Source organism: uncultured Modestobacter sp. (assembly GCF_947486615.1).
GTDB lineage: Bacteria > Actinomycetota > Actinomycetes > Mycobacteriales > Geodermatophilaceae > Modestobacter.
Map to the genome: position 1 here is coordinate 607,620 of NZ_CANKUD010000001.1, position 21,878 is coordinate 629,497.

Here is a 21,878-nt window from a genome sequence, read left to right on the forward strand (position 1 = left end):
GACAAGGTGTCCCCTGGGTCCAGGAGGTGGGCCCGATGGACACCACGAGCAGGAGCAGGCAGCGCAGGGACGTGGCCGGGGCACTGGCCGCCGACGACCCGTCGGTGCGGTTGCGGGCGGCCCTGGCGATCGGCACCGAGCCGGACGCCGGGCTCCTGGAGGCACTCGTCGAACGCTGCGCGGTCGAGCCCGACTTCTTCGTGCGGGACATGCTGTCCTGGGCACTGACCCGCCTCCCCGCGGGGACGACGCTGCCGCGGATCCGCCGGGAGCTCGGCTCCGAGCACGCACAGGCCAGGAGTCAGGCGCTGCACACGTTGTCCAAGATCGGCGTCCGCAGTTCCTGGGCCTGGATCACCCCCGCGTTGCTGCGCGACCCCGACGACGAGGTCGCCCGGGCCGCGTGGCGCGCAGCCGTCGCCCTGGTGCCCGAGGACGGCGAGGAGCACCTGGCCGACGAGCTGCTGTCGCAGCTGGGCCGTGGGGGCCATGGCGTGCAGTCGAGCCTCAGCCGGGCCCTCGTCGACCTGGGCGACGTCGTGGTGCCCGCACTCCGCCGGGCCGCGGCGGACATCGACCCGGCGGTCGCGGAGCACGCCCGGGCCACCGAGCTGCTCCTGCGGGACCCGGAGGCCGGCTTCGAGGCGGCTCGTGCGGAGGCGCGACGGCTCACCGCCCTCGGCCACGCAGGCGCCGTCGCCACCGACGGGCGGGCCACGGGGTGCTGATCGGCGACGTGGCCCGCCGGTCGAAGGTGAGCGCCCGGATGCTGCGGCACTACGACTCCCTCGGTCTCGTGCGCCCGACCGGCCGGACCGCAGGGGGCTACCGCGAGTACTCCGCCGACGACGTCCGCCGGCTCTTCCACGTGGAGAGCCTGCGGTCCCTCGGGCTCTCGCTGGACCAGGTCCGGCGGGCACTCGCGGACCCCGCGTTCACGCCGTCCGCGCTGGTAGCGAACCTCGTCCGGCGCAGCGAGGAGCGCCTGCGGCAGGAGCAGGAACTGCTCGGGCGGCTGCGCGCGGTGGCTGCGTCGACACCCACCGGCTGGCACGACGTCCTGCGCATCGTCCAGCTCATGCGGGGGCTCGACTCCCCCAGTGCGGCGCGCCGGCAACAGGCCGTCCTGACCCGGCCGGAGGCCGAACACGTCCCCGGTGAGCTGCTGGCCGGTGCGGTCCTGGCCGAGTCCGACCCCCACGTGGCCGGCGCGCTCCGCTGGGCACTGGCCCGGTCGGGCGAGGACGGTCTGGCGGCGCTCGCGGCGGGCCTGCGCTCGCCCGTTGCCGACGTCCGGCGCCGCGCGGTGGTCGCCGTCGCCGAGCTGCCCGCGGACACGGAGCCGCTGCTCATGGAGGCGCTCACCGATCCCGATCCCACCGTGCGCGGGCACGCCGCACTCGCGGCGGGCCGGCTCGGGATGGCCGCGGCCGTGCCGGCACTCGTCGGCATGGTGGTGGCCGGCTCCCATGACGTCGAGGCGGCGGAGGTCCTGGGCTCGTTGTCCCAGGACCCGGGGTGCGCGGACCGGGTCATGACCGCTCTGGTGGACGAACTCGCTGCACCAGCCGCCGGCTCCGCTGTGCGGATTCGCCTGGCCCAGGCACTGGTCGAGGTGTCCGGCACCCGGGCGCGGGAGGTGCTGCACAGACTGACCCAGGACGACGACCGCGCCGTCGCCCGCGTCGCCTCGGTGTTCGTCGGGCTCGTCGACGACCGGCTCCGCGAGGCCGGGAAGGACACCGCGGCAGATCCACCACCGGCCTCGACGCCCCGTTCGGCGCCGTCCGGCCGGCCGCCGGGGCTCAGTGCCTGGTCTCGTACCTGGTCAGGACCACGCCGCCGGGGAACGTCCGGGTCTCCACCAGGCTCAGCTGCACCCGGCTGCCCAGGGCCGGGAAGAACGGCGTGCCGCCGCCCACCAGGACCGGGTGGGTGACGATCGCGTACTCGTCGATCAGCCCGGCCTGCATCGCCGCCGCGGCCAGGGTGGCGCCGCCGACGTCCATCGGGCCGCCGTCCTCGGTCTTGAGCCGGGCGATCTCGGGAACCGCATCGCCGGTGACCAGGCGCGCGTTCCCGTCGACCGCGCCCTCGACACTCCCCAGCTGAGGTCGTCGCCGGGCGCGGCGACGTAGCCGTCCAGGCTCAGGTTCATCCCGACGGGCAGTCTCCGCATGACGTCATGCCTCCTGGGTGTCGTTCGCTGGCGTACAGACCAGCACGGCGCGCAGGAGTCATCGGTCCGGCCACGTGTCGCCCAGCCGACGTCAGCGTCGGGCCGTCGCCGGTAGGTCGGCGGCCCGGTGGATCAGCGGGTGCCGCCATAGGCCGCCGGCACCAGGTCTGCCCGGGGTTCGCCACTCTCGATCAGTCGGAGGATCGCCTCGGCGACCTGCTCGGGTGAGTCGAAGGCCGCGCCGGCCGTCATCGCCTCGGCGTCAGCGCGGCCTGCCCTGATCGAGCTGAGGAACTCGGTGCTGGTGGCGAACGGGATGATGGTCGAGACGACGATGCCCGTACCGTCGAGCTCGTTGCGGGCGATCGCGGAGAGACGCTCGAGAGCGATCTTGGACGCCACGTACCCACCGGTCCCGGGGACGTCCGCGAACGTCGTACCGGAGCTGACGTTGACGATGCTCCCCGCCCTCTGCCGGCGCATCGCGGGCAACACCGCCTGCATCACCGCGAGCGGTGCCACCAGGTTGAGCTCGAGCACTGCACGGAAGTCGTCCAGCGAGATCTGCTCGATGCCGGCCTGCAGCCCCTGCCCGGCGTTGTTCACCAGGACGTCGATCCGGCCGAAGGCGCCGAGGGCGGCGTCCACCAGCGAGCCGACCTCTGCCTGATCGGTGACGTCGCAGCGGACGGCGACCGACCGGCCCAGCTCGTCCGCGAGGTCCGCGATGCGCTCCTCGCGCCGAGCGGCCAGGACCAACCGCGCGCCGGCCCGAGACGCGGCCCGCGCCGTCGCGGCTCCGATGCCGGATGACGCGCCCGTGATCATGACGACCTTGTTCTTGACGTCCACTGGTCTTCTCCTCCGTCGCCGCACGACTGCGGCGCTCCGATGACTTGCGCTACCGCAAAGTAGCGTAAGTCATCGGAGCATGACCTACCGTCTGGTGGGTGGAGACCCCGGCCCCAGCGTCGCCAGCCCGCCGGACCGTCACGAACGGTCAGCGGACCGGCCGTCCCTACGACCACTCGAGCGATGCACTGATCCTGGCGAACACGCTCGACCTGCTCGTCGAGCGCGGCTACGAGCGGGTCACCCTGGACGAGGTCGCGGCCCGCACCGGGAAGGCCAAGACCACGCTCTACCGGAGATGGGCGACGAAGGAAGACCTCGTCATCGCCGCCATCCGTGCCGCCGGACGACCGCCGGAGGCCGATCGGTTGCCCGATCTCGGCTCTCTCCGAGCGAACCTGCTCGCCGTGGTCGACTCCCCGTGGCTCGGCGGCCCGCAGCGCCGGCTGTCGATCTTCGCGGGGCTCGCATCGGCCACCCAGGTCTCGGAGCGGCTGGCCGACGTGATCCGCTCGGAGGTCACCGAGCCCTACGTCGAGGTCTACCGGCGCTTGCTGCACCGCTCGATCGACGACGGGGAGACCACCGCCCACTTCGCCGCGAGCACCGACCTCCTGGCCGAGGTCATCCCGGCGATGAGCACGCATCGCCTGAGCACCAGCCGCGAGCCGGTGCAGCGGGACTTCTTCGTCTCCGTGGTGGACGACGTCGTGCTCGCCGCGCTCGGCATGACGACGCGGTGAGCACGGCCGCACCCTGTCGCGGCCCCGCACCCACGAGACCCAGGTGGGCCGCGGTGGTGAGACGTCAGTGGCCGTGCGGGTCGAGGTGGTTGATGGTGGCGACGACGTGGTCGTAGTCGCCGCGCGCCTCGCCGTACCGGAGGAACTTCACGTTCTCCACCTGGATCTCCCGGGCGTCCGGCTGGGTCCGGATCAGCTCGGTGACCTCGTCGACGAAGTCGGCCAGCGGCATGGCGAACTCGCTCTCCTCCTGTCCCGGCAGCAGCGCGGTGCGCACCGACGGCGGCTCCAGCTCGACCACCGCCACCCCGGTGCCCGACAGCTGGAGCCGGAGGGACTCGCTGAGCATGTGGATCGCGGCCTTGCTGGCGTTGTAGCTGGGCGTGACCCGCAGCGGGGCGAACGCCAGCCCGGAGGAGACCGTCATGATCGTCGCGGCGGGCCGGGAGCGCAGGTGCTCGATGAACGCGGCGATCAGCCGGATCGGGCCGAGCAGGTTGGTCGTGACCGTCTCCTCGGCCGAGGAGAGGAAGCCGCCCGGCGTCGTCCAGTCCTCGACCCGCATGATCCCGGCCATCGTGACCAGGACGTCGAGGTCCGGGTGCTCGGCGACGACCTGGGCAGCCGCGTGCTGGATGCTGGCCGGGTCGGTGGTGTCGATCTGGACGGCGTGCAGACCGGGGTGCTCGGCGGTGATCTGCTCCAGCAGCGCGGTGCGCCGCCCGCCGATGACGACGGTGTTGCCCTCCTCGTGCAGACGCAGCGCCAGCGCCAGGCCGATGCCGCTCGTCGCGCCGGGGATGAAGACGGTGTTCCCTGAGATGTCCATGGCCTCAGCGTCGGCCGGCTCCGGAGCCCGTGGCAGAGCGCGGTGATCGGGGGACCGCTGGTCCCTGGCTGCGGCAGGCGGCAGCGGTGACACTGGGCCGGTGAACCGGGACGACCTGGCCGACTTCCTCGTCCGGCGCCGCAGCGGCCTCCAGCCCGCGGACGTCGGTCTCAGCCCGGGCGCGCGTCGCCGCACCGCGGGGTTGCGGCGGGAGGAGGTCGCCCAGCTCGCCGCGATGTCCACCGACTACTACACGCGGCTGGAGCAGCGGCGCGGGCCGCAGCCGAGCACGCAGATGCTCGCCTCGCTCGCCCGGGCGCTGCGGCTGACCGCGGACGAGTCCGCCTACCTCTACCGGGTCGCCGGGCACGACGCCCCCGACCGCGTCGGCGGCGGTGACCACATCGCTCCCGGGCTGCTGCGTGTCCTCGACCGGCTGACCGACACCCCGGCGCTCATCCTGTCCGCGCTGGGCGAGACGCTGGTGCAGAACGACCCGGCCCGGGCCCTGTTCGGGGACGTCACCCACCTGACCGGCCTGGAGCGCAGCGGCATCTACCGCTGGTTCACCCACCCCGAGCAGGAGCGGGCGCACTACCCGGCCGACGACCACGACCGGCAGAGCCGCGCCCAGGTGGCCTCGCTGCGCGCCGCCTACGGGTCGATGGGGCCTCGGTCACGAGCCGGTGAGCTGGTCCAGGTGCTCTCCCGGACCAGCCCGGAGTTCGCGCAGCTGTGGGCCGCTCACGAGGTGGGCCGGCGGTTCGAGGACCACAAGGTGCTCCTGCACCCCGAGATCGGTCCCATCGAGGTCGACTGCCAGGCGCTGTTCACCGAGGACGAGTCCCAGGTGCTGCTGGTGCTCACCGCTCCCCCGGGCACCGACGCCGCCAGCCGGCTCGCGCTCCTCACCGTCCTCGGCACGCAGGCCTTCGCCCCGGAGCACTAGATGTACCGACCGGGTCGTCGCCGACCCGGTTCGGCGGCCCTGCGGCCCCGTCAGCCGCGCGGTACGGCCCCCAGGAGCATGGTCGTGATGGCCAGCTGCAGGGATTCCTGCAGTTCGAGGTGCAGGACGGCGAGCGCCGGTTCGGCCTCGTAGGCGGCGCGCACACCGGGCGGTGGCGAGCTGTAGGGGGCCAGGGCGCCGGCCAGGACCATCACCTGGAAGCAGAACGTCTCGCCGGCGGCACCGAGCTCGGGCAGGTGGCGGCGCAGGAGGTCTGCGGTGGCGGTGAGCCGGGCCAGGGCGACGCGCTTGTGGCGCATGACGACCTCGACGGTCACGTTGCGCTCCAGGACGCCACCCTGCGCACCCACCAGGTCGCACAGCACCCGGTTCCCCGCCAGCGACCGGGCGAGCACCGCGGACAGCTGTTCGGCCCGCACCTCCAGCGGCAGCCCCGCATCGACGCCGCTCGCGAGGTCGACGGCCAACTCTGCGAGCCAGTCCTGCACCACGGAGTTCATCAGCTCGAGGAGCACGCCCTCGCGGGAGTCGAAGTAGCGCAGCACGTTCGACTTCGCCAGGCCCACGCGGCGGCTGAGCTCGTTGAGGCTGACGTCGGCCACCGGCATCTCGTCGAGCATGGCGGCCGCCGTGTCGAGGATGGCCCGGCGCCTGATCTCGCGCTGCTCCTCGCTGCGGGCCCGATGGAAGGTCACGGTGCGACCCTAACACCGTGCAGACCGGTGGTCTCTTGAGAGTGGACCGGCGGTCTCTTAGCGTCCTGCACACCAACAGACCACCGGTCTCTTCTGGAGGACGACATGAACACGACCTGGACTGAATCCGACGTCCCCGACCAGCGCGGCCGGGTGGCCGTCGTCACCGGCGCCAACACCGGGCTGGGGTTCGAGACCGCCAGAGTCCTCGCCGAGCGCGGCGCCTCGGTGGTGCTGGCGGTGCGGGACGTCGACAAGGGCGAGCAGGCAGCTGCCCGGATCGCCGGCGCCGTCACCGTGCAACGGCTCGACCTGACGTCCCTGGCATCGGTACGCGCGGCTGCGGCGCAGTTGCGCGACGCCCATCCCCGGATCGACCTGCTCATCAACAACGCCGGGGTGATGTACACCCCGAGACAGCTGACCGAGGACGGTTTCGAACGGCAGTTCGGCACCAACCACCTGGGCCACTTCGCGTTCACGGGGCTGCTGCTGGACCGGCTGCTTCCCGTGCCCGGATCCCGCGTGGTCACGGTCAGCAGCACCGGGCACCGCATCCGCGCAGCGATCCACTTCGACGACCTGCAGTGGGAACGCTCGTACTCCCGGGCCGGCGCCTACGGGCAGTCCAAGCTCGCGAACCTCATGTTCACCTACGAGCTGCAGCGCCGGCTCGCCGAACACGGCACGACCACCCTCGCGGCGGCCGCACACCCGGGGGTGTCGAACACCGAACTCGTGCGCAACACCCCCACGATGGTCCGGGCACCGGCGGAACGGCTGGCTCCGTTCGTCACCCAGCCCGCCTCGATGGGTGCCCTGCCGACGCTGCGGGCCGCGACCGACCCCGCCGTCCTGGGCGGGCAGTACTACGGTCCCGGCGGCCGCGGCGAGGTCCGTGGACACCCACGCCTCGTCACGTCCAGCCCGGAGTCGTACGACCTCGCGGTCCAGCGACGGCTGTGGGCCGTCTCCGAGGACCTGACGGGCGTGACCTCCCCTGTCTGAGCGGCTCGCCTCGACCCGGTGTCCTGACCTGTCGCTCCTCGGCGAGTTCATCCGGACGCCCACCACGATCGGCGCCGTGGCGGCCAGTGGTCGAGCGCTGTCGCGCGCCGCGACGGCACCGGTGCCGGTGGGCGCAGATGTCGTCGTCGTCGAGCTGGGCCCCGGCACCGGGGCGATGACCGGAGCCATCGAGCGGCGACTCGCCGGACGCGGCCGGCAGCTGGCGATCGAGGTCAACGCACGGCTGGCCGTGCCGCTGTCCGCCCGGCACCCGGCGGTCGAGGTCGTCCAGGCCGACGCTGCCGACCTCAGGACCGTGCTCACCGACCGGGGCATCACGCACGCCGACGTCGTCGTCAGCGGTCTGCCCTGGGCCGCATTCCGGCCACGGCAGCAGGAGCTGCTGCTCGACGCGGTGATCAGCGGCCTGGCATCCGATGGCGTGTTCACCACGTTCGCCTACCTCCACGGCCTCTGGACGCCCGCCGCCCGCCGGTTCCGCCGGCAACTGGAGGCCCGGTTCGAGGAGGTGCTCCTGAGCCGCACCGTGTGGCGGAACCTCCCTCCCGCTCTCGTGTACTACGCGCGCCGCCCCAGGGGGGTCGACCAGGCTCGGTCCGCGCAGGGAGCCACGTAGCCGGTCGCTGCCCCTGCTCCTCCCCAGGGCCGGCAGGTCACCGCCTCCCTCCGGCCGTGCCCACGCGAGCGCACGGTCGGGCGGGTGCCAGGAGGCGTACCTTGGTTGGCCGGTCCAACCACGGCCTGTCGCGGGATCGCCACCCTCAGCGGTGGCCGTCCCTCCTCCAGGAGTGGGGTCCAGTACTTGTCCGATGCGCCGCAGCAGATGTCCCCCGTCCACCTGGTGGCGCTGCACGCCAATGTGGCCAGCCGGCTCCGGGGCTTCGACCGCGCGGAGGACGCCGCGTCGGCGATGGCCAGGACCGCGGTCGACCTCGTCCACGGCGCGGACTGGGCAGGCCTCACCAAGGTCGATCGCCGTGGCGAGCTGACCAGCCTGGGGGCCACCGACCCGCTGGTGAAACGCGTGGACCAGGTCCAGTACGAGCTGCACAGCGGCCCCTGCGTCGACGTCGTCCTCACCGAACGGACCTTCGCCACCGGCAACCTCGGATCCTCACCGGAGTGGCCGGTCTTCGGCCGGCGCGCCGCCGAGCTCGGTGTGCAGTCGATGCTGTCCCACCGGGTCTTCCTCGATCCCGAGGAGCAGTCGGCCGGCCAGCAGCTCATCGGCGGGATCAACCTGTACTCCCGACACCGGGACGCCTTCGACCTGGAGCAGGCCCTGCCGGTGCTCTCGGTGCTGTCCACCTTCGCCGCGCTCGCCGTGTGGGGCGGGTCGATGGCCGAGCAGGCCACCGCCAAGGAACGGGCCCTGGACGCCAGCCGGGACATCGGTGCGGCCATGGGCATCCTCATCGAACGGTTCAAGCTCACCCGCGAGGACGCCTTCGCGCTGCTCAGCGCCGTCAGCCAGGCCAGCAACCGCAAGCTCCGCCACATCGCCACCGAGCTCGTCGACACCGGCCAGCTGGCGCTGCCCGACCTCCCCCGCCGCCGACGCCCGGCCTGACCCGGCCTCGCGGCCCCTGTGCGGGCGCCGTCCGGGCCCGGGCCCGGACGGCGTCAAGACCCCGCTCGTCGGACCAACGGCGAGCGGGGTCGCCCATGTCCGCTGACTGCGCCGACGACCTGCCCGGTGACGAGCTGCTGCCCGAGCGCCTGGCCCGCGTCTGCCCGACCGGCGGTGTCCGGCACCGCCTCCCGCGTCGAGCACGTCACCCACGCGGCTGCCGCGAGGCGCCGGCGCCTCAGTCCCGGTGGCACCGCCGACGGGTGCCCGGTCACGTCGACGTGCCGGCTTGCTCGACCGCTGGCACGCTGCATGTCGTGCGCCACGCCCCGGTGGCTCTGCCGGTCCCGACGACCGGCGGGGACGGGGTCCTGCGCACCCGGCGGGTGCTCGGCCGAGCCGCTCAGCAGAGCACCACCCGGGACCGTACAGCGGCGAGACCAGCCGTTCGACCACTGCAGGAGCACATGAGCACCGACCGCGCAGCTGCGTGGGCGCACCGCGTCCTCCCGACTGCCACCGCAGCGCACGTCACCTGGAACTGGACGATCGCCCGACCGGCCGAGCTGACCGGTGCCCGCCGGGAACTGAGTCGCAGCCTCGCGGCCGTACCGCTGCCCTCCGGGGCGGACGAGGACGACGTGGAGCGGCTGCTCCTCGCCTTCGAGGAGCTCACCTCGAACGGTCTGCGGCACAGCGGCGCACCGATCCAGGTGCGGGTGGACAGTTGTGACGGTGGCTGGATGGTCGACGTCAGCGACGCGCTCCCCGACCGACCACCGGTGCCCGCGGTCGACCGCGACCCAGCCCTCGGCGGACTGGGTCTGCACCTCGTCGCCCGGCTGTCCGCGGCCTTCGGCTGGACGGCCGACGGCGCCCGCAAGCACGTCTGGGCTGCCCTGGTCCCCGCCGGCTGACCGCGCCCCGGGCGGCCGGCGCGGTCCCCCCCACCCGGGACGGTCAGCCCGCCCCCGGGATGACGTCAGGCGCGTCGGGCACGTTCGGCGGGACCACGTTCGGTCCGGCCTCCACCGGCCGTGGCTCGTGCTGCGGGTGCAGGCGCACCGCGATCAGGGCGACGTCGTCGTCGGCGTTGCCGGGCAGCAGGCGGGTGAGCAGCTCGTCGCACAGCTCGTCCAGGTCGCGCCCGGCCAGCTCCTCCAGGGTCTCCTGCAGTCGCTGCAGACCGGCGTCGAGGTCCTGGCCCCGGCGCTCGACCAGCCCGTCGGTGTAGAGGACGACGACGCTGTCCCGGTCCAGCGTCACCTCGTGCTCCTGGCGGGACGTGTCGGGGCGCACGCCCAGCAGCAGGTCCGGCTGACCGCCGAGCAGCGGGTGCACGCTGCCGTCGGGGTGGATGGCGAACGGCGGGGGGTGCCCGGCGTTCGTCCAGCGCACCCGGGTGACCCCGCGCAGCTCCTCCTCGGGCGTCTGCTCCAGCCGGGCGACGGCGACGGTGGCGACGGTGCCCACCATGAGCGTCTCCATCACGGTGTCCGCCCGACGCAGGATCTCCGCCGGGCCGTGGGTGGCCTGGGCGCCCAGGGTGCGCACGATGGTCCGGATCTGGCCCATGGCGGCCGCGGCCTGCGTGTCGTGCCCGACCACGTCACCGATGACCAGCACCGTCGCCCCCTCGGGCTGCAGGAAGGCGTCGTACCAGTCACCGCCGACCTGGGCGGCCTCGGCAGCCGGCACGTAACGGACCACCACCTGCGCGTGGTCGGGCTCCGGCGGAGGGGTGAGCAGCGAGCGCTGCAGCCCTTCGGCGAGACCCCGCTGCTCCCGGTAGAGGCGGGCGTTGTCCAGCGCCAGGCCGGCGCGGGCGGCGATCTCGGCGGCGGTGGCGACGTCCTCGGCCGAGATCCCGCCGTGGCCGGGGCCGCGGAACAGGGTGAGCAGGCCGGCGGTGCGCCCGCGCCCGCGCAGCGGCAGGACGGCGAAGGCATCCGGTGCGAGCTCGCCGATCAGCTCCTGCGCCCGCCCGGGCGTGAAGACCGCACTGATCCGCGCCGCGGCGTCCCGCTGCAGGACGACCGGCCGACCAGAGGTCATCGCCCGTTCCACGAACGAGCCGTCCAGCAGGGCGGGGATGCGCACCTGGGCGTACTCGGCCACCGCCGCCTGCAGCTGCGGATCGGCGTGCGCGAAGCCGACGTCGCGCAGGTCGCGGCGGATGTTGCCGTGCCGCTCGTCGCCGACCAGCGTGACGATGCACCAGTCGGCCAGCGCGGGCACCACCAGGTCGGCCAGCCGCGCGACGGCCTCCTCGGCGTCCAGGGTGCCGGTGAGCTCACCGGTGACCTGCGCCAGCAGGTCGTTGCGCTGCTGGACCCGGTACCGCTGGGTGACGTCGATGAAGTAGATGGCCACCCCGCCACCCTCGGGCGTGGCCCGCACCTCGTACCAGGCGTTGAGCGGCTCCGGGTACCAGGCGTCGAAGGTGACGGGCTGGCCGGTGTCGCGGGCCTGCCGGTACCCGGCCTCGAAGTCGGTGCCCACCGTGCCGGGGAAGAGGTCCCAGATCACCCCGCCGACCAGCTCGGTGCGCGGGGATTCCAAGGCCTGCTCCGCCTGCGCGTTGACGTACGTGATCCGCCAGTCCGCGTCCATGACCAGGTAGCCGACGGCCATGCCCTCCAGCGCGCCGGCGATCCGGTCCTGTGCCTCGCGCCGGTCGGTCACGTCCCAGGCCGCGCCCAGCAGCCGGACGGCGACGCCGGCCTGGTCGCACAGCGCCCGCCCGCGGGCGGCGACCCAGCGGGAGGACCCGTCGGTGCGCAGCACCCGGTACTCGGCGTCGTAGTCGCCACAGGTGGCGATCGCGGAGTCGAGCAGCGCGCTGACGTGCGCCAGGTCGTCGGGGTGGACGCGGGCGTTGAAGCCCTCGATCGTCTGGTCGAAGGTCGCCGGGGTCAGGTCGAAGAGCTCCAGCAGCCGGTCGTCCCACACCAGCCGGCCGGTGACCAGGTCCCAGTCGAAGGTGCCGATGCCGGCGGCGGCGCGGGCGAGGTCGAGGTCGAGCAGCTCGCCCTGCGCGTCGGGTACCGCGGGCGACCGGTCCGGCACCGCGCCGGTCTCGCATGCGTCCAACCACTGCCCCTCGCCCACCACAGCTGCCCCGTCCCCCGGTCGTCGACCGGTCGCGGCTGCCGGCCCGGTGGCGACCCATTCTGCCAAGCCGAACCCGCATCCCGGCCGAGCAACAGGCGACCCTGACCGGGCGGGCCCGGGCGGCCGGGCGTGGTTCCTCCAGCGGCTGAACGCCTTCGACGCCGGGAGCTGACCGCCCACGGGGCTCGCGCGACGTCGGCAGGCCCCAGGCCGCGGACGCCGGCGGGATGGACAGTCAGCCGAGCGGGACCGCGACCTGCCCGGTGAAGAGGGGCTGCTCGGCCTCGTCGAGCATGGCCGCGGCGACGGTGGCCCGGGAGACCGACGCCGGGAACAGCCGCCTGGGCGCCGCTGCCAGGGCAACGGTGCGGCGATCCCCGCTGAGCACGCCGTCGGTCAGCGGGCCGGCGGCGAACACGGCGGCCCCGGTGGGCAGCAGCAGCTCCTCGGCCCGGGCCTTGTCGGCGAGCTCGGCGCGGCCGAGCACCACCGGGAGCAGCAGCCGGGTCAGCGGCCCCGCCGCGGCGGCCGACGAGCCGGATCCGAGGGCGGTCAGCCACACGACCCGCGGGCCGCCGACCAGCGCGGTCGCGCCGGCGGTCAGCGTGCCCGGCCGCCCCTTCCGCACCGCGCCCAGGCCGGAGACGACGACGTCCACGTCGCTGAGCGCGCGGGCGACGCGGGACGGGTCGTGCACGTCACCGGTCACCACCTCCAGGGACGAGGACGGGGGGCTCGCCAGCCGGGACGGGTCCCGGACGAGCGCGACCACGGTGTGCCCGCGGTCGAGGGCCTGGGTGAGCAGCTGGCGGCCGGTGCCGCCGGTCGAGCCGAGCACGGCGATGCGCATGGCAGATCTCCTTGGAATGCGTAGCGGGTCCGGGGTCAGGCGACGGTCGACAGGACGTCGACCGCGGCGGTGTGCAGCCCGGGGGCGGCGGCGAGGAAGTCGGTGCTGCTGGTGGTCCAGGGCCGGCCGGCGGTGTCGGTGACCGTTCCGCCGGCCTCGGTGACCAGCAGCGCGCCGCCCAGCAACCCGGCCCGGACGTCGCTGTACTGCCAGAAGGCGTCCAGTTCACCGGCGGCGACCTGCACCAGCGGCAGGGTCGCCGGCACCCAGGCGCGCACCACCAGGGCCGCGGGCAGCATCGCGGTCATCGATGCGCCGATCCGCCGGAAGGTCGCGGCGTCCTCCCCCGGCTTGGCCTGCCCGGTGCCCACCAGTGCGGTCGCCAGCGCGGGCTTGGTCGAGACGTGCAGCCGCTGGCCGTCGCGGAACGCGCCCGCACCGGCCAGCGCCGTGTAGGTGGTACCCGACGGGCCGGCGAGCGGCAGGTGCACGACGGTCAGCACCGGCACGTCGTCCCGGACCAGGGTGACGGTGACCGCCCACTCGTCGGTGCCGTGCAGGTGGTTGATGTTGCCCTCGACCGGGTCGATCACCCACCACTCGCCGGCCGGCAGCGCGCCGCCGGCCTCCTCGTCCTCGGCCTCGCGGGCCCCGGGCCGGGCGGCGGCCAGCAGCGGGCGGAGGACGGCCAGGGACGCCTCGTCGTTGGCGTCGATGGCCGCCCGCACCTGCGCGGGGGTCTCCAGCCGCGGGCGGGCGCCGAAGCGCTCGACCAGCTGGGCGCCGGCGGCGTGCGTCGCCGCGACCACCGCGGCCAGCAGGTCAGCGTCGGTGGTGGTGGACGTGGTCATGGTGGGCTCCTCGGGTCCGGTGCGACCGGACGTCCGGTCGCTGGAACGAGCCTCACCTCAGCGATGCGTTGTGTACAGTGCATCTTCTTGAACCTAGACTTGCGTCTCGTGCAACTGGATCTCAACCTGCTCACCGCGCTCGACGCGCTGCTGGAGCAGGGCAGCGTCACCGCCGCCGCCGACCGGCTGCACCTGTCGGTGCCGGCGATGAGCCGCACGCTCGGCCGGATCCGGCGGGCCACCGGTGACCCGATCCTGGTGCGCACCGGCCGGACGATGACCCCGACGCCCTACGCCGTCGCCGTCCGGGAGGAGGTGCAGTCGCTCCTCGCCCGGGCCAACGCCGTGCTCACCCCACCGCGGGACGTCGACCCCGCGACCCTGGAGCGAACGTTCAGCCTGCGGGTCCACGACGCCCTCGCCACCGCCCTGGCACCCGGCCTGCTCGCGGCCGTGGCCGCCGAGGCCCCGGGTGTCCGGCTGCGCCTGCTGGCCGAGACCGCCAACGACGCCGCCGACGATGCGCGGCAGGGTCGCGTCGACCTGGCGATCGGGGCCGGCTCCCCGCCCTCGCCGGAGTTCCGCGCCGAGACCGTCGGCACCGACCGGTTGGTCGTGATCGGCCGGCCCGGCCACCCGGCGCTGGCGGCCGGGCCTGACCTCGCCGCGTACGCCGCCGCGCGGCACCTCACCGTCTCCCGCCGCGGCCGGCTGCAGGACCCGGTGGACGACGCCCTGGCCGCCCGCGGGCTGACCCGTCAGGTCGTCGCGGCCGCACCCACCACCGCGACCGCGCTGCAGGTCGCGGCGGCCGGCGACCTGCTGGTCACCGCGCCGGGTCGCACCTGCCGGACGACGGCCGAGACCCTCGGGCTGCAGCTCCGGCCACTGCCGCTGGCGATGCCGGCGGTGCCGGTGACGTGCTCGTGGCACCAGCGGTACGAGGCCGACCCGGCCCACGCATGGCTGCGCGCCCACGTGCGCCGCGCGCTGAGCGAGCTCGTCGGCTCCTGATGTGCTGCAGCTGACCGGGGGGGGGCGCGCCCGTGCGGCAGCTCCCCCGCCGCGCGTTGCCTCATCCGCCGGGCGCAGGACCCGCTGGCGAAACGCTAGCAGTGAGGGCACCGATCGCCTGGCCCTAGCCTGCGTGTCATGCGATCAGTGCAGATCACCCGCTTCGGCGGGCCCGAGGTCCTCGACGTCGTCGACCTGCCCGACCCGGTCCCCGGGGACGGCGAGCAGCTGTTCGACACCAGCTCCAGCGGGGTCGACCACGCCGACACCCACCACCGGGGGTCGGGCAACTGACATGACAGCCCGGCACCGGCATTCGAGAGGCGCCGGGCTCGACCTGCGCCGGTCTGTCCGGGAGCGAAGGCCACTCGCAGCTGTGGACCGGCTCACCTGTCGTCATCCAGGAGCCCGCCGCATGCGATTGGATGCTCACCGGGTTCCCGGGAGAGGACACGTCGTTGCCGCCAGCTGCCCGATCGGTGATCCGCACGGCGCCATGGCTCCGCGCGCCCCTACTGGGGCTCCGCCAGCCGGCGGCCGTGGCCGGCATCGCCGCTGCGGCGTGCGTGCTGGCGCTGGTGACGGCGGCCGCACCGCTGTTCGTCGCCTCGGTCGGGACCGGCGCACTCCACCAGGCCACCTCGGAACGGTGCGCACAGGACGACCAGATCTCCCTCATCAACCCGGCGTTGAACGTCTACCTGCCGACACCGGCCGCCGACCAGCCGGCAGAGCAGGTGGCCGCCGCCGACCCGGCGGTCCGCCGCGCCTTCGCCGAGGGCGGACTCCCCGACCCGCTGCTGACGACCTACACCGTGGTCGACACCGGACGGACCAGCGGGTCGGAGCCTGACTCGGTCGGGCTCTTCCACTCCCCCGGTGCCCTGTCCCAGGTGACGGTCGTGGACCGGGTGGCAGGGCCCGGGGTCTACCTCAGCGACCGGGCGGCGCAACGGTTCGGCCTCGCTCCGGGCGACACGCTGCCGCTGGCCACCGGGGAGGTCCGGGTGGCCGGGGTCTACCAGGACCTCGACACCGCCAGCTACCGCACCGTCCTGCCCGAGTACTGGTGCCATTGGCGGAACCTGATCGTCAGCTCGGTTTCCAGCCGGCCACCGCCGTTCGTTCTCGCCGACGCGGCCACCGTCGCCTCCCGGGGAACCGACATCGAGGCGGAGTGGACCTCCCCGATCGCCATCGAGGAGCTCACCCTCGCGGAGGCGCACGAGGTCGCCGCCATCGGCCGGTCGCTGTTCCCCGACGGGTCGCTCGCCCAGGAGGCGGCAGGATCGGTGCTGGCCGGTCACGGCATCAGGACGCAGCTGGACTTCGACCTGGCTCAGACCGAGGAGATCAAGGCCGCGGTCACCGGCTCGATGTCCTGGATCGCGCTGGCCGGCGCGCTGCTCGGGTTGACGCTCGTCGGCGGGGCCGTCTCCTTCTGGGCGCAGCGACGGCACATCGAGCTGCAGCTGCTGCGCTCCCGCGGCGTCGGCCCGGTCTGGCTCGCGGTGAAGGCGATCGGGGAGCTGGCCGCGCCGGCCGCCCTCGGCTGCTCGACCGGTTGGGCGCTGGCTCTGGTCCTCGTCCCGCTGGTCGGGCCGAGCGAGATGCTGGACGCCGGCGCCTGGGCGCGAGGGTTGCTGGTGGCCGCCGCGGCCTGGATCGCGTGCCTGCTCGCCGTCTTGCTGGTCGCCACGGTGCTGCTGTCCGACCGCCCCGCCACCCGGCAACGGCCCAGGACGTCGATCGTCGCAGGCGTGCTCGGTGCCGTCGTGCCGCTGCTGGTCGCCGGCTGGCTGACCGCCCGGGCCGGGGATGCGCAGCTGGTGACCGAGGGGGCGTACCGCGTCGAGCCTGCCCTGTTGCTGGGGCCGGTCGTCGGGTCGCTGGCGCTGGTGTGGACGGCGGCGGCCCTGCTGGCCGTGGCCCTGACTGCCTGCCGGGAGGTCGCCGGCCGCTGGACCGTCCCGCCGTTCCTCGCCCTGCACCGGGCACTGGCCAGCCGGGGCCCTCTGCTCGCGGCACTGTGCGGCCTGGCGCTGCCGCTCGCCCTGGCGGTCTACAGCGCCGGCTTCGTGGCCTCCACCGAGACCACCATCGAACAGAAGGCGCAGACGTACACCGGCGCGCCCGTCACCCTGACGCTGCGGGTGCAGCTGGGCCAGACCCCGGGGGTGGACGGCGCGACACCGGTCTCGGTGGCGAACGGCCGCGCCACGGGCAGGGGGTGGGACGACGAGACGCTGCAGGTGCTCGCCGGCGACCCGGCTACCTTCGCCCGCTACGCCTTCACCGGTGTGGCCTCCGACTCCGGCGAGGTGCCCGAGGCCCTCCGCGACCTGGCCACCCCCGCGCCCGATGGCCCGGTGCCCGCCCTGCTCGTCGCCGCCGGCGACCGCCCGCCGCCGGCAGAGGTCGCGCTCCGGTCCACCGACCTGAGCGTCGACGTGGTGCACCGGTTCAGCACCTTCCCCGGGCTCAGGCACGCGCACCGGCCGATGCTGGTCGTGGACCTGCAGGCGGTCCAGGAGCTCGACCGGCTCGGCGGGTGGCAGAACGAGTTGTGGACCGACCAGGCGCACACCAGCGCCGTCCTCCAGCAGCTGTCCGACGCCGACGTCCTGACCGACGAGGTGGCGGAACCGCAGCAGTTCCTCGACGCGACCAATCTCCGGGCGGTGGGCTGGAGCCTGGACTTCCTCCGGCTGGTCGCCGCGCTGGTGGCCGTGCTGAGCGTGGCCGGCTTGCTGCTGTTCCTGTCGGCGCGTCAGGAGCGGCAGGAGACGTCCTACGTGATGGCCCGGCGGATGGGGCTCAGCCAGCGGGCGTTCGTGCAGTCACTCGTGTTCGAACTCGGCGGGATGGTGGCGTGGGCTTGGGCAGCAGGCGCCGGCGCGGGCTGCGTGGCCCTGCTCGTCGCCACCCGGACGACGGACGTCAACCCGGGGTTCCAGCCCCCGACCGTGTTCGACCTGCCGGTCCCGACCCTGGGTGCAGGTGCCGTCGTCCTGGCGACGGTGGGGGTGGCGGCTTCCTGCGGAGTGGCGTGGCGAGCACGTCGCGCCGACCCGGCAGAGGTGCTCCGCCGATGAGCAGAGCTCCGCGAGCGCACCCGAGGGCTACCTCGTCAGCTGGACAGGACCACCTCAGAGGCTCGATGCCCCGACAGGCAACCGACTCACTCCGAGGTGGCGGTGAGCACCTCGTACGTCGCCTGACCGTCACTTCGCATGCCGGGCGGCACCAACGTCCAGGCCGGATGGGCGGGGTCGCGGAGTACGCGGGCCTTGTGCAGCCGCTGGCGGTCCTTGCCCGTCAGTTCCTCGTTCATCGAGAACGGGTCCGGGACGAGCGCCGACAGCAGAGCGAGGTCACGCAGGTGCCGGCTGATGTCACCGCCGAGCCCGCAGGCGGCCGCCTTCACGACGATGGCCCCGAGCAGGGAAGGGCGGGGCACGGCGACGGTCCGTCCTTCGTGGTGGACGTCGACCAGTTCCGTCCGGTGGAGTGCCTGCGTGCCACCTGGGGTCTCGATGGTGCGGCCCGGCCGGACGGTGATCAGCCGGGTCTTCGGCCCCAGGCCCTCCGGCGCCAGGACGTCGACCACGACGTCCTGCGGCGAGTCGGCCCGGACGAACCGGTGGGCGATGCCGTCCGCGTTCGGCTGGACGGCGAACCCCGCACCCGTCAGCGCGGTCACCACGCTCGTGAGCGCGCCACTCGCGGCTCGGACGTCAGCGACCACGTCGCCGTCCTGGCTGATCTGCGGGGGCACCTGACCGTGCTCGACGGCGTGGAGGAGCACCATCTGGCCGCCGATCAACGTCCAGGCTCTGGGCAGCGCTCCGGCGAGGTCGAGCAGCACATGCCACAACCGGTCCACCGGCGCCGCCAGCGCGGGCAGGTGCACCTGAGCACGCGGAGGCTCACCGGTGACGGTCATCGGCGCCTGCTCGGCGGGATCCGAGCAGCTGCGGCATTGAGCGCTCCGACACCGGCGCTGATCGCGCGCGGCTCGGATGAGTCGAGGAGGTCAGCAGCGAGCATCACCAGGCTCGGCTGCGGCTCGTCGGCAGCGAAGGGCCAGACATCGGCCGGAACGCGCACGATGAGGTTCGGCTCCGCGACGTCCTGTCGGATGGCCAGTCGACGAGCCAGATCGGGCCACTCCACTGCACTGACGTAGGCCTCGGGCACAGAGCTGATCACGAGCAGATCCGCCCCCGCTGCAGCGGCCCGGTCGGCGCCGGCCGGGATGACACCAGGTGCGTCGAGCAGCCGGCTCAGGGCCGCGGCATGCACGCGGCAAGGAACTCGCTGGTGACGACGACGTAGAGCGGCTCGCCACCGGCTGGCATCCGCTCCGGCGAGACCCCGGGCGTGCCCACGGGCACGGCTGCGCCCGGCAACGTCGAGCCATGACGCGTGACCGCCGTCCAGGAGGTCGAGCACACCCCATGCCTGAGCCGGGTTCAGCGGGCGGCCCGACGGCGCCTTCTCCCGGACGGCGCGCTGCACCTCCGCGCTGTCGACGAGCCAGACGGGCCCGACCTTGCGACCGGACAGGCGGCCCGACCGCAGCATCATCCGGATGCGGGACTCGTGGACGCCCAGTTGGGCAGCCACGTCGGCCACGGCCTGCTCCATGACTGCCTCCTCCCGGCGGGAACCTGATTATCACCAGAACTATATCGGCAGCGAGATGGTTCCTACGTCTGCTGGACTCTGCACCGATCACCCCTCACTCGATCAGGGGAGGCACCCGAAGTCGCGTCCCGACGAGCGGAAAGCGACGCCAGGCTCCCACCCACCGCCTCACCGCGAGCTGTCGCCACACCACGGCTCGACCACCATCCACGGGACAGCTCGACAGCGGTGCCCCACGGTCCAGGAGCAGACACCGGACCTGAACGACTCGGAGGACGCGCCCTAGGGTCGATCGCATGCGATCAGTGCAGATCACCCGCTTCGGCGGCCCTGAGGTCCTCGACGTCGTCGACCTGCCCGACCCGGTACCCGGGGACGGCGAGCAGCTCTTCGACATCAGCTCCGCCGGGGTCATTTTCGCGGATACACACCACCGGCTGTCGTCCAACTGACCTGAGTGCCCCCCCCCCCCCCCCCGCTGACCGGCTCAACACCCCGTTGAGGCGACCCCAGGTCGGCGACGGCTCGTCGAGGCTGGCCGTCCCGCCCCTGGCAAGGTCAGGGGTCGACTCGCGAGGCGCTCACCCGGCTGAGCCCAGCGTGCATATCGGTCTCGCGTTATTCAGCGCCTCCTGCGCTGAGGCGATAGACGGACTTGAAGCGCCGCGCTGATGAGAAGGACCATGTCCGAACATCCCGGCGACGTCGGGTGAAATCATGACCGCCGCCGCGCTCTCGAGCTGTCAGTTGAGCGCAAGGAGGGTTCCATACGGTGAAACCGCCACCAACTCTAAGTTCCGGACCAAAGTCGAATCTGCAATCCGTGGGTCAGTGAGCGTCGGCCGAGCGCTGTTCTAGCTCTGGGCGGCACGCTTAAGCCAGAACATGCGCGTCTCGGCGCCCGACTTCAGATCGACGCTGGTTTCGACGCTTACGAGCTGCCAGCCCTTGTCGCCGTAGCGGTTGAGCCAGGTGAGGGCGTTGCTCGGGGATCCGTCATGGTCTAACAGCTCCGGGATGCCACTCCCGTCCATCGCGCTGGTCGCGCCGGTGTCCGCATCGAAAACGGCATGGACGGCCATGTGCTCCCACTTCTCCATGTCATCGACCGTAGGGCCGCGGCCCCATCGGCGCCGGGTGCAGGTGAGTCCGTCGTCGTCTGCCACCCAGTGCCAGAGCCCGTGCGTTGCGATGGCCTCACCCAGGTCGACGGCGTCCGGGTTGGTGAAGCCGACGCGCAGCGCAGTGTTGAGCTCGGCCCCGCCCGTGACCGGGGGTTGATCGCGGAACGCATCGGCCACGTCCGTCCCCGCGAGGCGCAGCTGTGCGACGCGGCGGCCGCTGAGGCTCTGGATGGCACTGGCAGCCATGAACGGCACCTGCTCGAGGTTGGCGGCTGGGTGATGGCCCCGTCGATGCCAGGGATGGTGGGCGCCCAGTGCTTGCCGGAGCGTTCGCAGGTCATGTCGTAGCTGTCCACCATGGGCAGTGTGTCGTTCATCCGATGATGCGCAGGGCTGCAGCCGGGTGCCAACCGAGCTCCGCACCCTCGAAGAACGTGCCGAGGTGGATGGTGGTCAGCCCCAGCCACCTGCCGTCATCGAACCGGAGCTGGCCGAACATCCAGCCGGTCGCCTTCTCCTCGGTGGTGTGCGCGACTCGCTCGGGTGGGAGTACTCGTGAGGCGCCAGGTCGGGACAGGGCGACTGTCAAACGCCGTCTCGGGCTATTCAGAGATCGGCGGGGTCCACACACGAGAACGACGGTAGGTCGGGTCAGCCTTGACGAGCCGCCCGGGAGCACTCGTCGCACTCTCCGCTTCCCGGCCGGAACGAGCCCATCACCACGGACACCGTCTGGCCGCACAAAGCTCGCTGCTTGGAGCCGATCGGCTTGCCGGCAGCCACCGCGTGGTCCTCGCTGGAGCTTCCGCTACGCCCAATCCAGTGATCGCTCACGACTTAACCTTCTCGCTACAGACAGGGCAGAGCTCGTCGTCACCCTGCGGGGGCCAGGGCGCGGCGGGAGTGTCGGACATGACCGGCTGACCGCAGAGCGAGGTAAGGCCAGCACTCAGGTCGCTAGCTGGAGCGGCGTGCACGGGTGCTCCCTCCAGTGGGACCCCGAGCGCTTCGCCCTCCTGGACTCCCAGCTCGTCCATCGCGAGCCCCCGCGCCGTCCGGTACTCCCATGCCGTCACGTACGTCGTCGCCATGCCAGAGATCTTCCCCTTCCCGCGGTAGGCATGCCGACGGGGACAGCGGCCGAGGATGCTCCACCTCGATGCGCTCCGCCGGGCCTTCCTCTGGGAGCAGGCCGCGGCAGCGCTGACCATGCCGCTGCCCTGTTCGGCTCGAGGGCTGGCGATCGAGGGGTGGACTGCGCCCGAGTGCCATCTGCCTGGCTGCTGCGTCTGGTGCGCCAGGCAAGGCGTCGCCGTTGCGTGCCCTCTGCCGGCGCAAGACGCGCATGCGGATGCCTCAACCCACTAGTCGCACCATCCGCGAGGCCGCCGCCGCGGGCCACACGAAA

Annotated in this window: 21 protein-coding genes and 1 pseudogene; 12 read left to right on the forward strand and 10 right to left on the reverse strand. The window is 73.2% G+C overall.

Annotated features, from left to right (window positions below; translation table 11 throughout):
• The first annotated feature begins 35 nt into the window (after positions 1 to 35).
• Together Q1A09_RS02940 and Q1A09_RS02945 are read left to right on the forward strand one after the other, a co-directional pair.
• A complete protein-coding gene (locus tag Q1A09_RS02940; protein ID WP_299951882.1) occupies positions 36 to 728 on the forward strand; it encodes a HEAT repeat domain-containing protein in 693 nt (230 codons plus the stop codon).
• An 8-nt stretch (positions 729 to 736) separates the two neighbouring features.
• Positions 737 to 1,939 (forward strand): HEAT repeat domain-containing protein, encoded by a 1,203-nt coding sequence (locus Q1A09_RS02945; protein ID WP_366139750.1) that lies wholly within the window; start codon positions 737 to 739, stop codon positions 1,937 to 1,939.
• Here the strand turns inward: Q1A09_RS02945 and Q1A09_RS22575 are convergent.
• Positions 1,890 to 2,009, reverse strand: a pseudogene (locus Q1A09_RS22575) (dihydrofolate reductase family protein); the annotation flags it as partial. The gene Q1A09_RS02945 and the pseudogene Q1A09_RS22575 sit on opposite strands and share 50 nt — an antisense overlap.
• A gap of 302 nt (positions 2,010 to 2,311) precedes the next feature.
• The gene (locus Q1A09_RS02950) at positions 2,312 to 3,031 is read right to left on the reverse strand and encodes an SDR family oxidoreductase (RefSeq protein WP_299951886.1); all 720 of its coding nucleotides are present in this window, start codon (positions 3,029 to 3,031) and stop codon (positions 2,312 to 2,314) included.
• 98 nt (positions 3,032 to 3,129) lie between these two features.
• On the opposite strand from Q1A09_RS02950, the gene Q1A09_RS02955 reads away from it, so the two are divergent.
• Positions 3,130 to 3,774, forward strand: coding sequence for a TetR/AcrR family transcriptional regulator (locus Q1A09_RS02955; protein WP_299951888.1), 645 nt, complete (start codon positions 3,130 to 3,132; stop codon positions 3,772 to 3,774).
• Positions 3,775 to 3,838: 64 nt separating this feature from the next.
• On the opposite strand, the gene Q1A09_RS02960 is transcribed toward Q1A09_RS02955, so the two are convergent.
• Entirely contained in the window at positions 3,839 to 4,603 is a 765-nt protein-coding gene (locus Q1A09_RS02960; protein ID WP_299951890.1) for an SDR family oxidoreductase, read from the reverse strand.
• 100 nt (positions 4,604 to 4,703) lie between these two features.
• On the opposite strand from Q1A09_RS02960, the gene Q1A09_RS02965 reads away from it, so the two are divergent.
• Positions 4,704 to 5,552: a helix-turn-helix transcriptional regulator gene (locus Q1A09_RS02965; RefSeq protein ID WP_299951892.1), complete on the forward strand. Its 849-nt coding sequence runs from the start codon at positions 4,704 to 4,706 to the stop codon at positions 5,550 to 5,552.
• A gap of 50 nt (positions 5,553 to 5,602) precedes the next feature.
• Here Q1A09_RS02965 and Q1A09_RS02970 read toward each other — a convergent pair whose 3' ends face one another.
• On the reverse strand, positions 5,603 to 6,268 hold the full coding sequence (locus Q1A09_RS02970) for a TetR/AcrR family transcriptional regulator (RefSeq protein ID WP_299951894.1): 666 nt from the start codon (positions 6,266 to 6,268) through the stop codon (positions 5,603 to 5,605).
• Between the two features lie 105 nt (positions 6,269 to 6,373).
• Here Q1A09_RS02970 and Q1A09_RS02975 point away from each other — a divergent pair, with 105 nt between their 5' ends.
• From Q1A09_RS02975 to Q1A09_RS02990, 4 genes are all read left to right on the forward strand, one after another.
• Positions 6,374 to 7,276, forward strand: coding sequence for an SDR family NAD(P)-dependent oxidoreductase (locus Q1A09_RS02975; protein ID WP_299951896.1), 903 nt, complete (start codon positions 6,374 to 6,376; stop codon positions 7,274 to 7,276).
• Positions 7,277 to 7,352: 76 nt separating this feature from the next.
• Positions 7,353 to 7,913, forward strand: coding sequence for a class I SAM-dependent methyltransferase (locus Q1A09_RS02980; RefSeq protein ID WP_299951898.1), 561 nt, complete (start codon positions 7,353 to 7,355; stop codon positions 7,911 to 7,913).
• Between the two features lie 186 nt (positions 7,914 to 8,099).
• Positions 8,100 to 8,867: a GAF and ANTAR domain-containing protein gene (locus Q1A09_RS02985; RefSeq protein ID WP_299951901.1), complete on the forward strand. Its 768-nt coding sequence runs from the start codon at positions 8,100 to 8,102 to the stop codon at positions 8,865 to 8,867.
• Positions 8,868 to 9,334: 467 nt separating this feature from the next.
• Positions 9,335 to 9,784, forward strand: coding sequence for an ATP-binding protein (locus Q1A09_RS02990; protein WP_299951903.1), 450 nt, complete (start codon positions 9,335 to 9,337; stop codon positions 9,782 to 9,784).
• A 43-nt stretch (positions 9,785 to 9,827) separates the two neighbouring features.
• Here the strand turns inward: Q1A09_RS02990 and Q1A09_RS02995 are convergent, their stop codons facing one another.
• The 3 genes from Q1A09_RS02995 to Q1A09_RS03005 all read right to left on the reverse strand — a co-directional run bounded on the left by Q1A09_RS02995 (position 9,828) and on the right by Q1A09_RS03005 (position 13,682).
• Positions 9,828 to 11,960, reverse strand: coding sequence for a SpoIIE family protein phosphatase (locus tag Q1A09_RS02995; RefSeq protein WP_299951904.1), 2,133 nt, complete (start codon positions 11,958 to 11,960; stop codon positions 9,828 to 9,830).
• A gap of 256 nt (positions 11,961 to 12,216) precedes the next feature.
• Complete coding sequence (locus Q1A09_RS03000) at positions 12,217 to 12,831, reverse strand: NAD(P)-dependent oxidoreductase (protein WP_299951906.1); 615 nt, start codon at positions 12,829 to 12,831, stop codon at positions 12,217 to 12,219.
• Positions 12,832 to 12,866: 35 nt separating this feature from the next.
• The gene (locus Q1A09_RS03005) at positions 12,867 to 13,682 is read right to left on the reverse strand and encodes an inositol monophosphatase family protein (RefSeq protein ID WP_299951908.1); all 816 of its coding nucleotides are present in this window, start codon (positions 13,680 to 13,682) and stop codon (positions 12,867 to 12,869) included.
• A 108-nt stretch (positions 13,683 to 13,790) separates the two neighbouring features.
• Here Q1A09_RS03005 and Q1A09_RS03010 point away from each other — a divergent pair, with 108 nt between their 5' ends.
• From Q1A09_RS03010 to Q1A09_RS03020, 3 genes are all read left to right on the forward strand, one after another.
• Entirely contained in the window at positions 13,791 to 14,696 is a 906-nt protein-coding gene (locus Q1A09_RS03010; protein WP_299951910.1) for a LysR family transcriptional regulator, read from the forward strand.
• 138 nt (positions 14,697 to 14,834) lie between these two features.
• The gene (locus tag Q1A09_RS03015) at positions 14,835 to 14,990 is read left to right on the forward strand and encodes a Zn-dependent oxidoreductase (RefSeq protein WP_299951912.1); all 156 of its coding nucleotides are present in this window, start codon (positions 14,835 to 14,837) and stop codon (positions 14,988 to 14,990) included.
• Positions 14,991 to 15,235: 245 nt separating this feature from the next.
• A complete protein-coding gene (locus Q1A09_RS03020; RefSeq protein WP_299951914.1) occupies positions 15,236 to 17,791 on the forward strand; it encodes an FtsX-like permease family protein in 2,556 nt (851 codons plus the stop codon).
• Positions 17,792 to 17,877: 86 nt separating this feature from the next.
• On the opposite strand, the gene Q1A09_RS03025 is transcribed toward Q1A09_RS03020, so the two are convergent.
• Positions 17,878 to 18,642 (reverse strand): hypothetical protein, encoded by a 765-nt coding sequence (locus Q1A09_RS03025; RefSeq protein ID WP_299951916.1) that lies wholly within the window; start codon positions 18,640 to 18,642, stop codon positions 17,878 to 17,880.
• Positions 18,639 to 19,346 carry a helix-turn-helix domain-containing protein gene (locus tag Q1A09_RS03030; RefSeq protein ID WP_299951917.1) on the reverse strand — a complete coding sequence of 236 codons (708 nt, stop codon included), beginning with the start codon at positions 19,344 to 19,346 and terminating at the stop codon, positions 18,639 to 18,641. Before Q1A09_RS03030 ends, Q1A09_RS03025 begins: the two co-directional genes overlap by 4 nt.
• 296 nt (positions 19,347 to 19,642) lie before the next feature.
• Between Q1A09_RS03030 and Q1A09_RS03035 the strand changes: the two genes are divergently transcribed.
• The gene (locus Q1A09_RS03035; RefSeq protein ID WP_299951919.1) at positions 19,643 to 19,798 is read left to right on the forward strand and encodes a Zn-dependent oxidoreductase; all 156 of its coding nucleotides are present in this window, start codon (positions 19,643 to 19,645) and stop codon (positions 19,796 to 19,798) included.
• 402 nt (positions 19,799 to 20,200) lie between these two features.
• Here the strand turns inward: Q1A09_RS03035 and Q1A09_RS03040 are convergent, their stop codons facing one another.
• Positions 20,201 to 20,716: a hypothetical protein gene (locus tag Q1A09_RS03040; protein WP_299951921.1), complete on the reverse strand. Its 516-nt coding sequence runs from the start codon at positions 20,714 to 20,716 to the stop codon at positions 20,201 to 20,203.
• Positions 20,717 to 21,878: the final 1,162 nt, after the last annotated feature.

Bases quoted from the DNA above. Each gene is read 5' to 3' on its own strand.
- Q1A09_RS03035 (WP_299951919.1), top strand. From the start codon at position 19,643: ATGCGATCAGTGCAGATCACCCGCTTCGGCGGCCCTGAGGTCCTCGAC.
- Q1A09_RS03000 (WP_299951906.1), bottom strand. From the start codon at position 12,831: ATGCGCATCGCCGTGCTCGGCTCGACCGGCGGCACCGGCCGCCAGCTG.
- Q1A09_RS02975 (WP_299951896.1), top strand. From the start codon at position 6,374: ATGAACACGACCTGGACTGAATCCGACGTCCCCGACCAGCGCGGCCGG.
- Q1A09_RS02990 (WP_299951903.1), top strand. From the start codon at position 9,335: ATGAGCACCGACCGCGCAGCTGCGTGGGCGCACCGCGTCCTCCCGACT.
- Q1A09_RS02940 (WP_299951882.1), top strand. From the start codon at position 36: ATGGACACCACGAGCAGGAGCAGGCAGCGCAGGGACGTGGCCGGGGCA.
- Q1A09_RS03040 (WP_299951921.1), bottom strand. From the start codon at position 20,716: ATGGCTGCCAGTGCCATCCAGAGCCTCAGCGGCCGCCGCGTCGCACAG.
- Q1A09_RS03025 (WP_299951916.1), bottom strand. From the start codon at position 18,642: ATGACCGTCACCGGTGAGCCTCCGCGTGCTCAGGTGCACCTGCCCGCG.
- Q1A09_RS02960 (WP_299951890.1), bottom strand. From the start codon at position 4,603: ATGGACATCTCAGGGAACACCGTCTTCATCCCCGGCGCGACGAGCGGC.
- Q1A09_RS03015 (WP_299951912.1), top strand. From the start codon at position 14,835: ATGCGATCAGTGCAGATCACCCGCTTCGGCGGGCCCGAGGTCCTCGAC.
- Q1A09_RS03005 (WP_299951908.1), bottom strand. From the start codon at position 13,682: ATGACCACGTCCACCACCACCGACGCTGACCTGCTGGCCGCGGTGGTC.
- Q1A09_RS03030 (WP_299951917.1), bottom strand. From the start codon at position 19,346: ATGGAGCAGGCCGTGGCCGACGTGGCTGCCCAACTGGGCGTCCACGAG.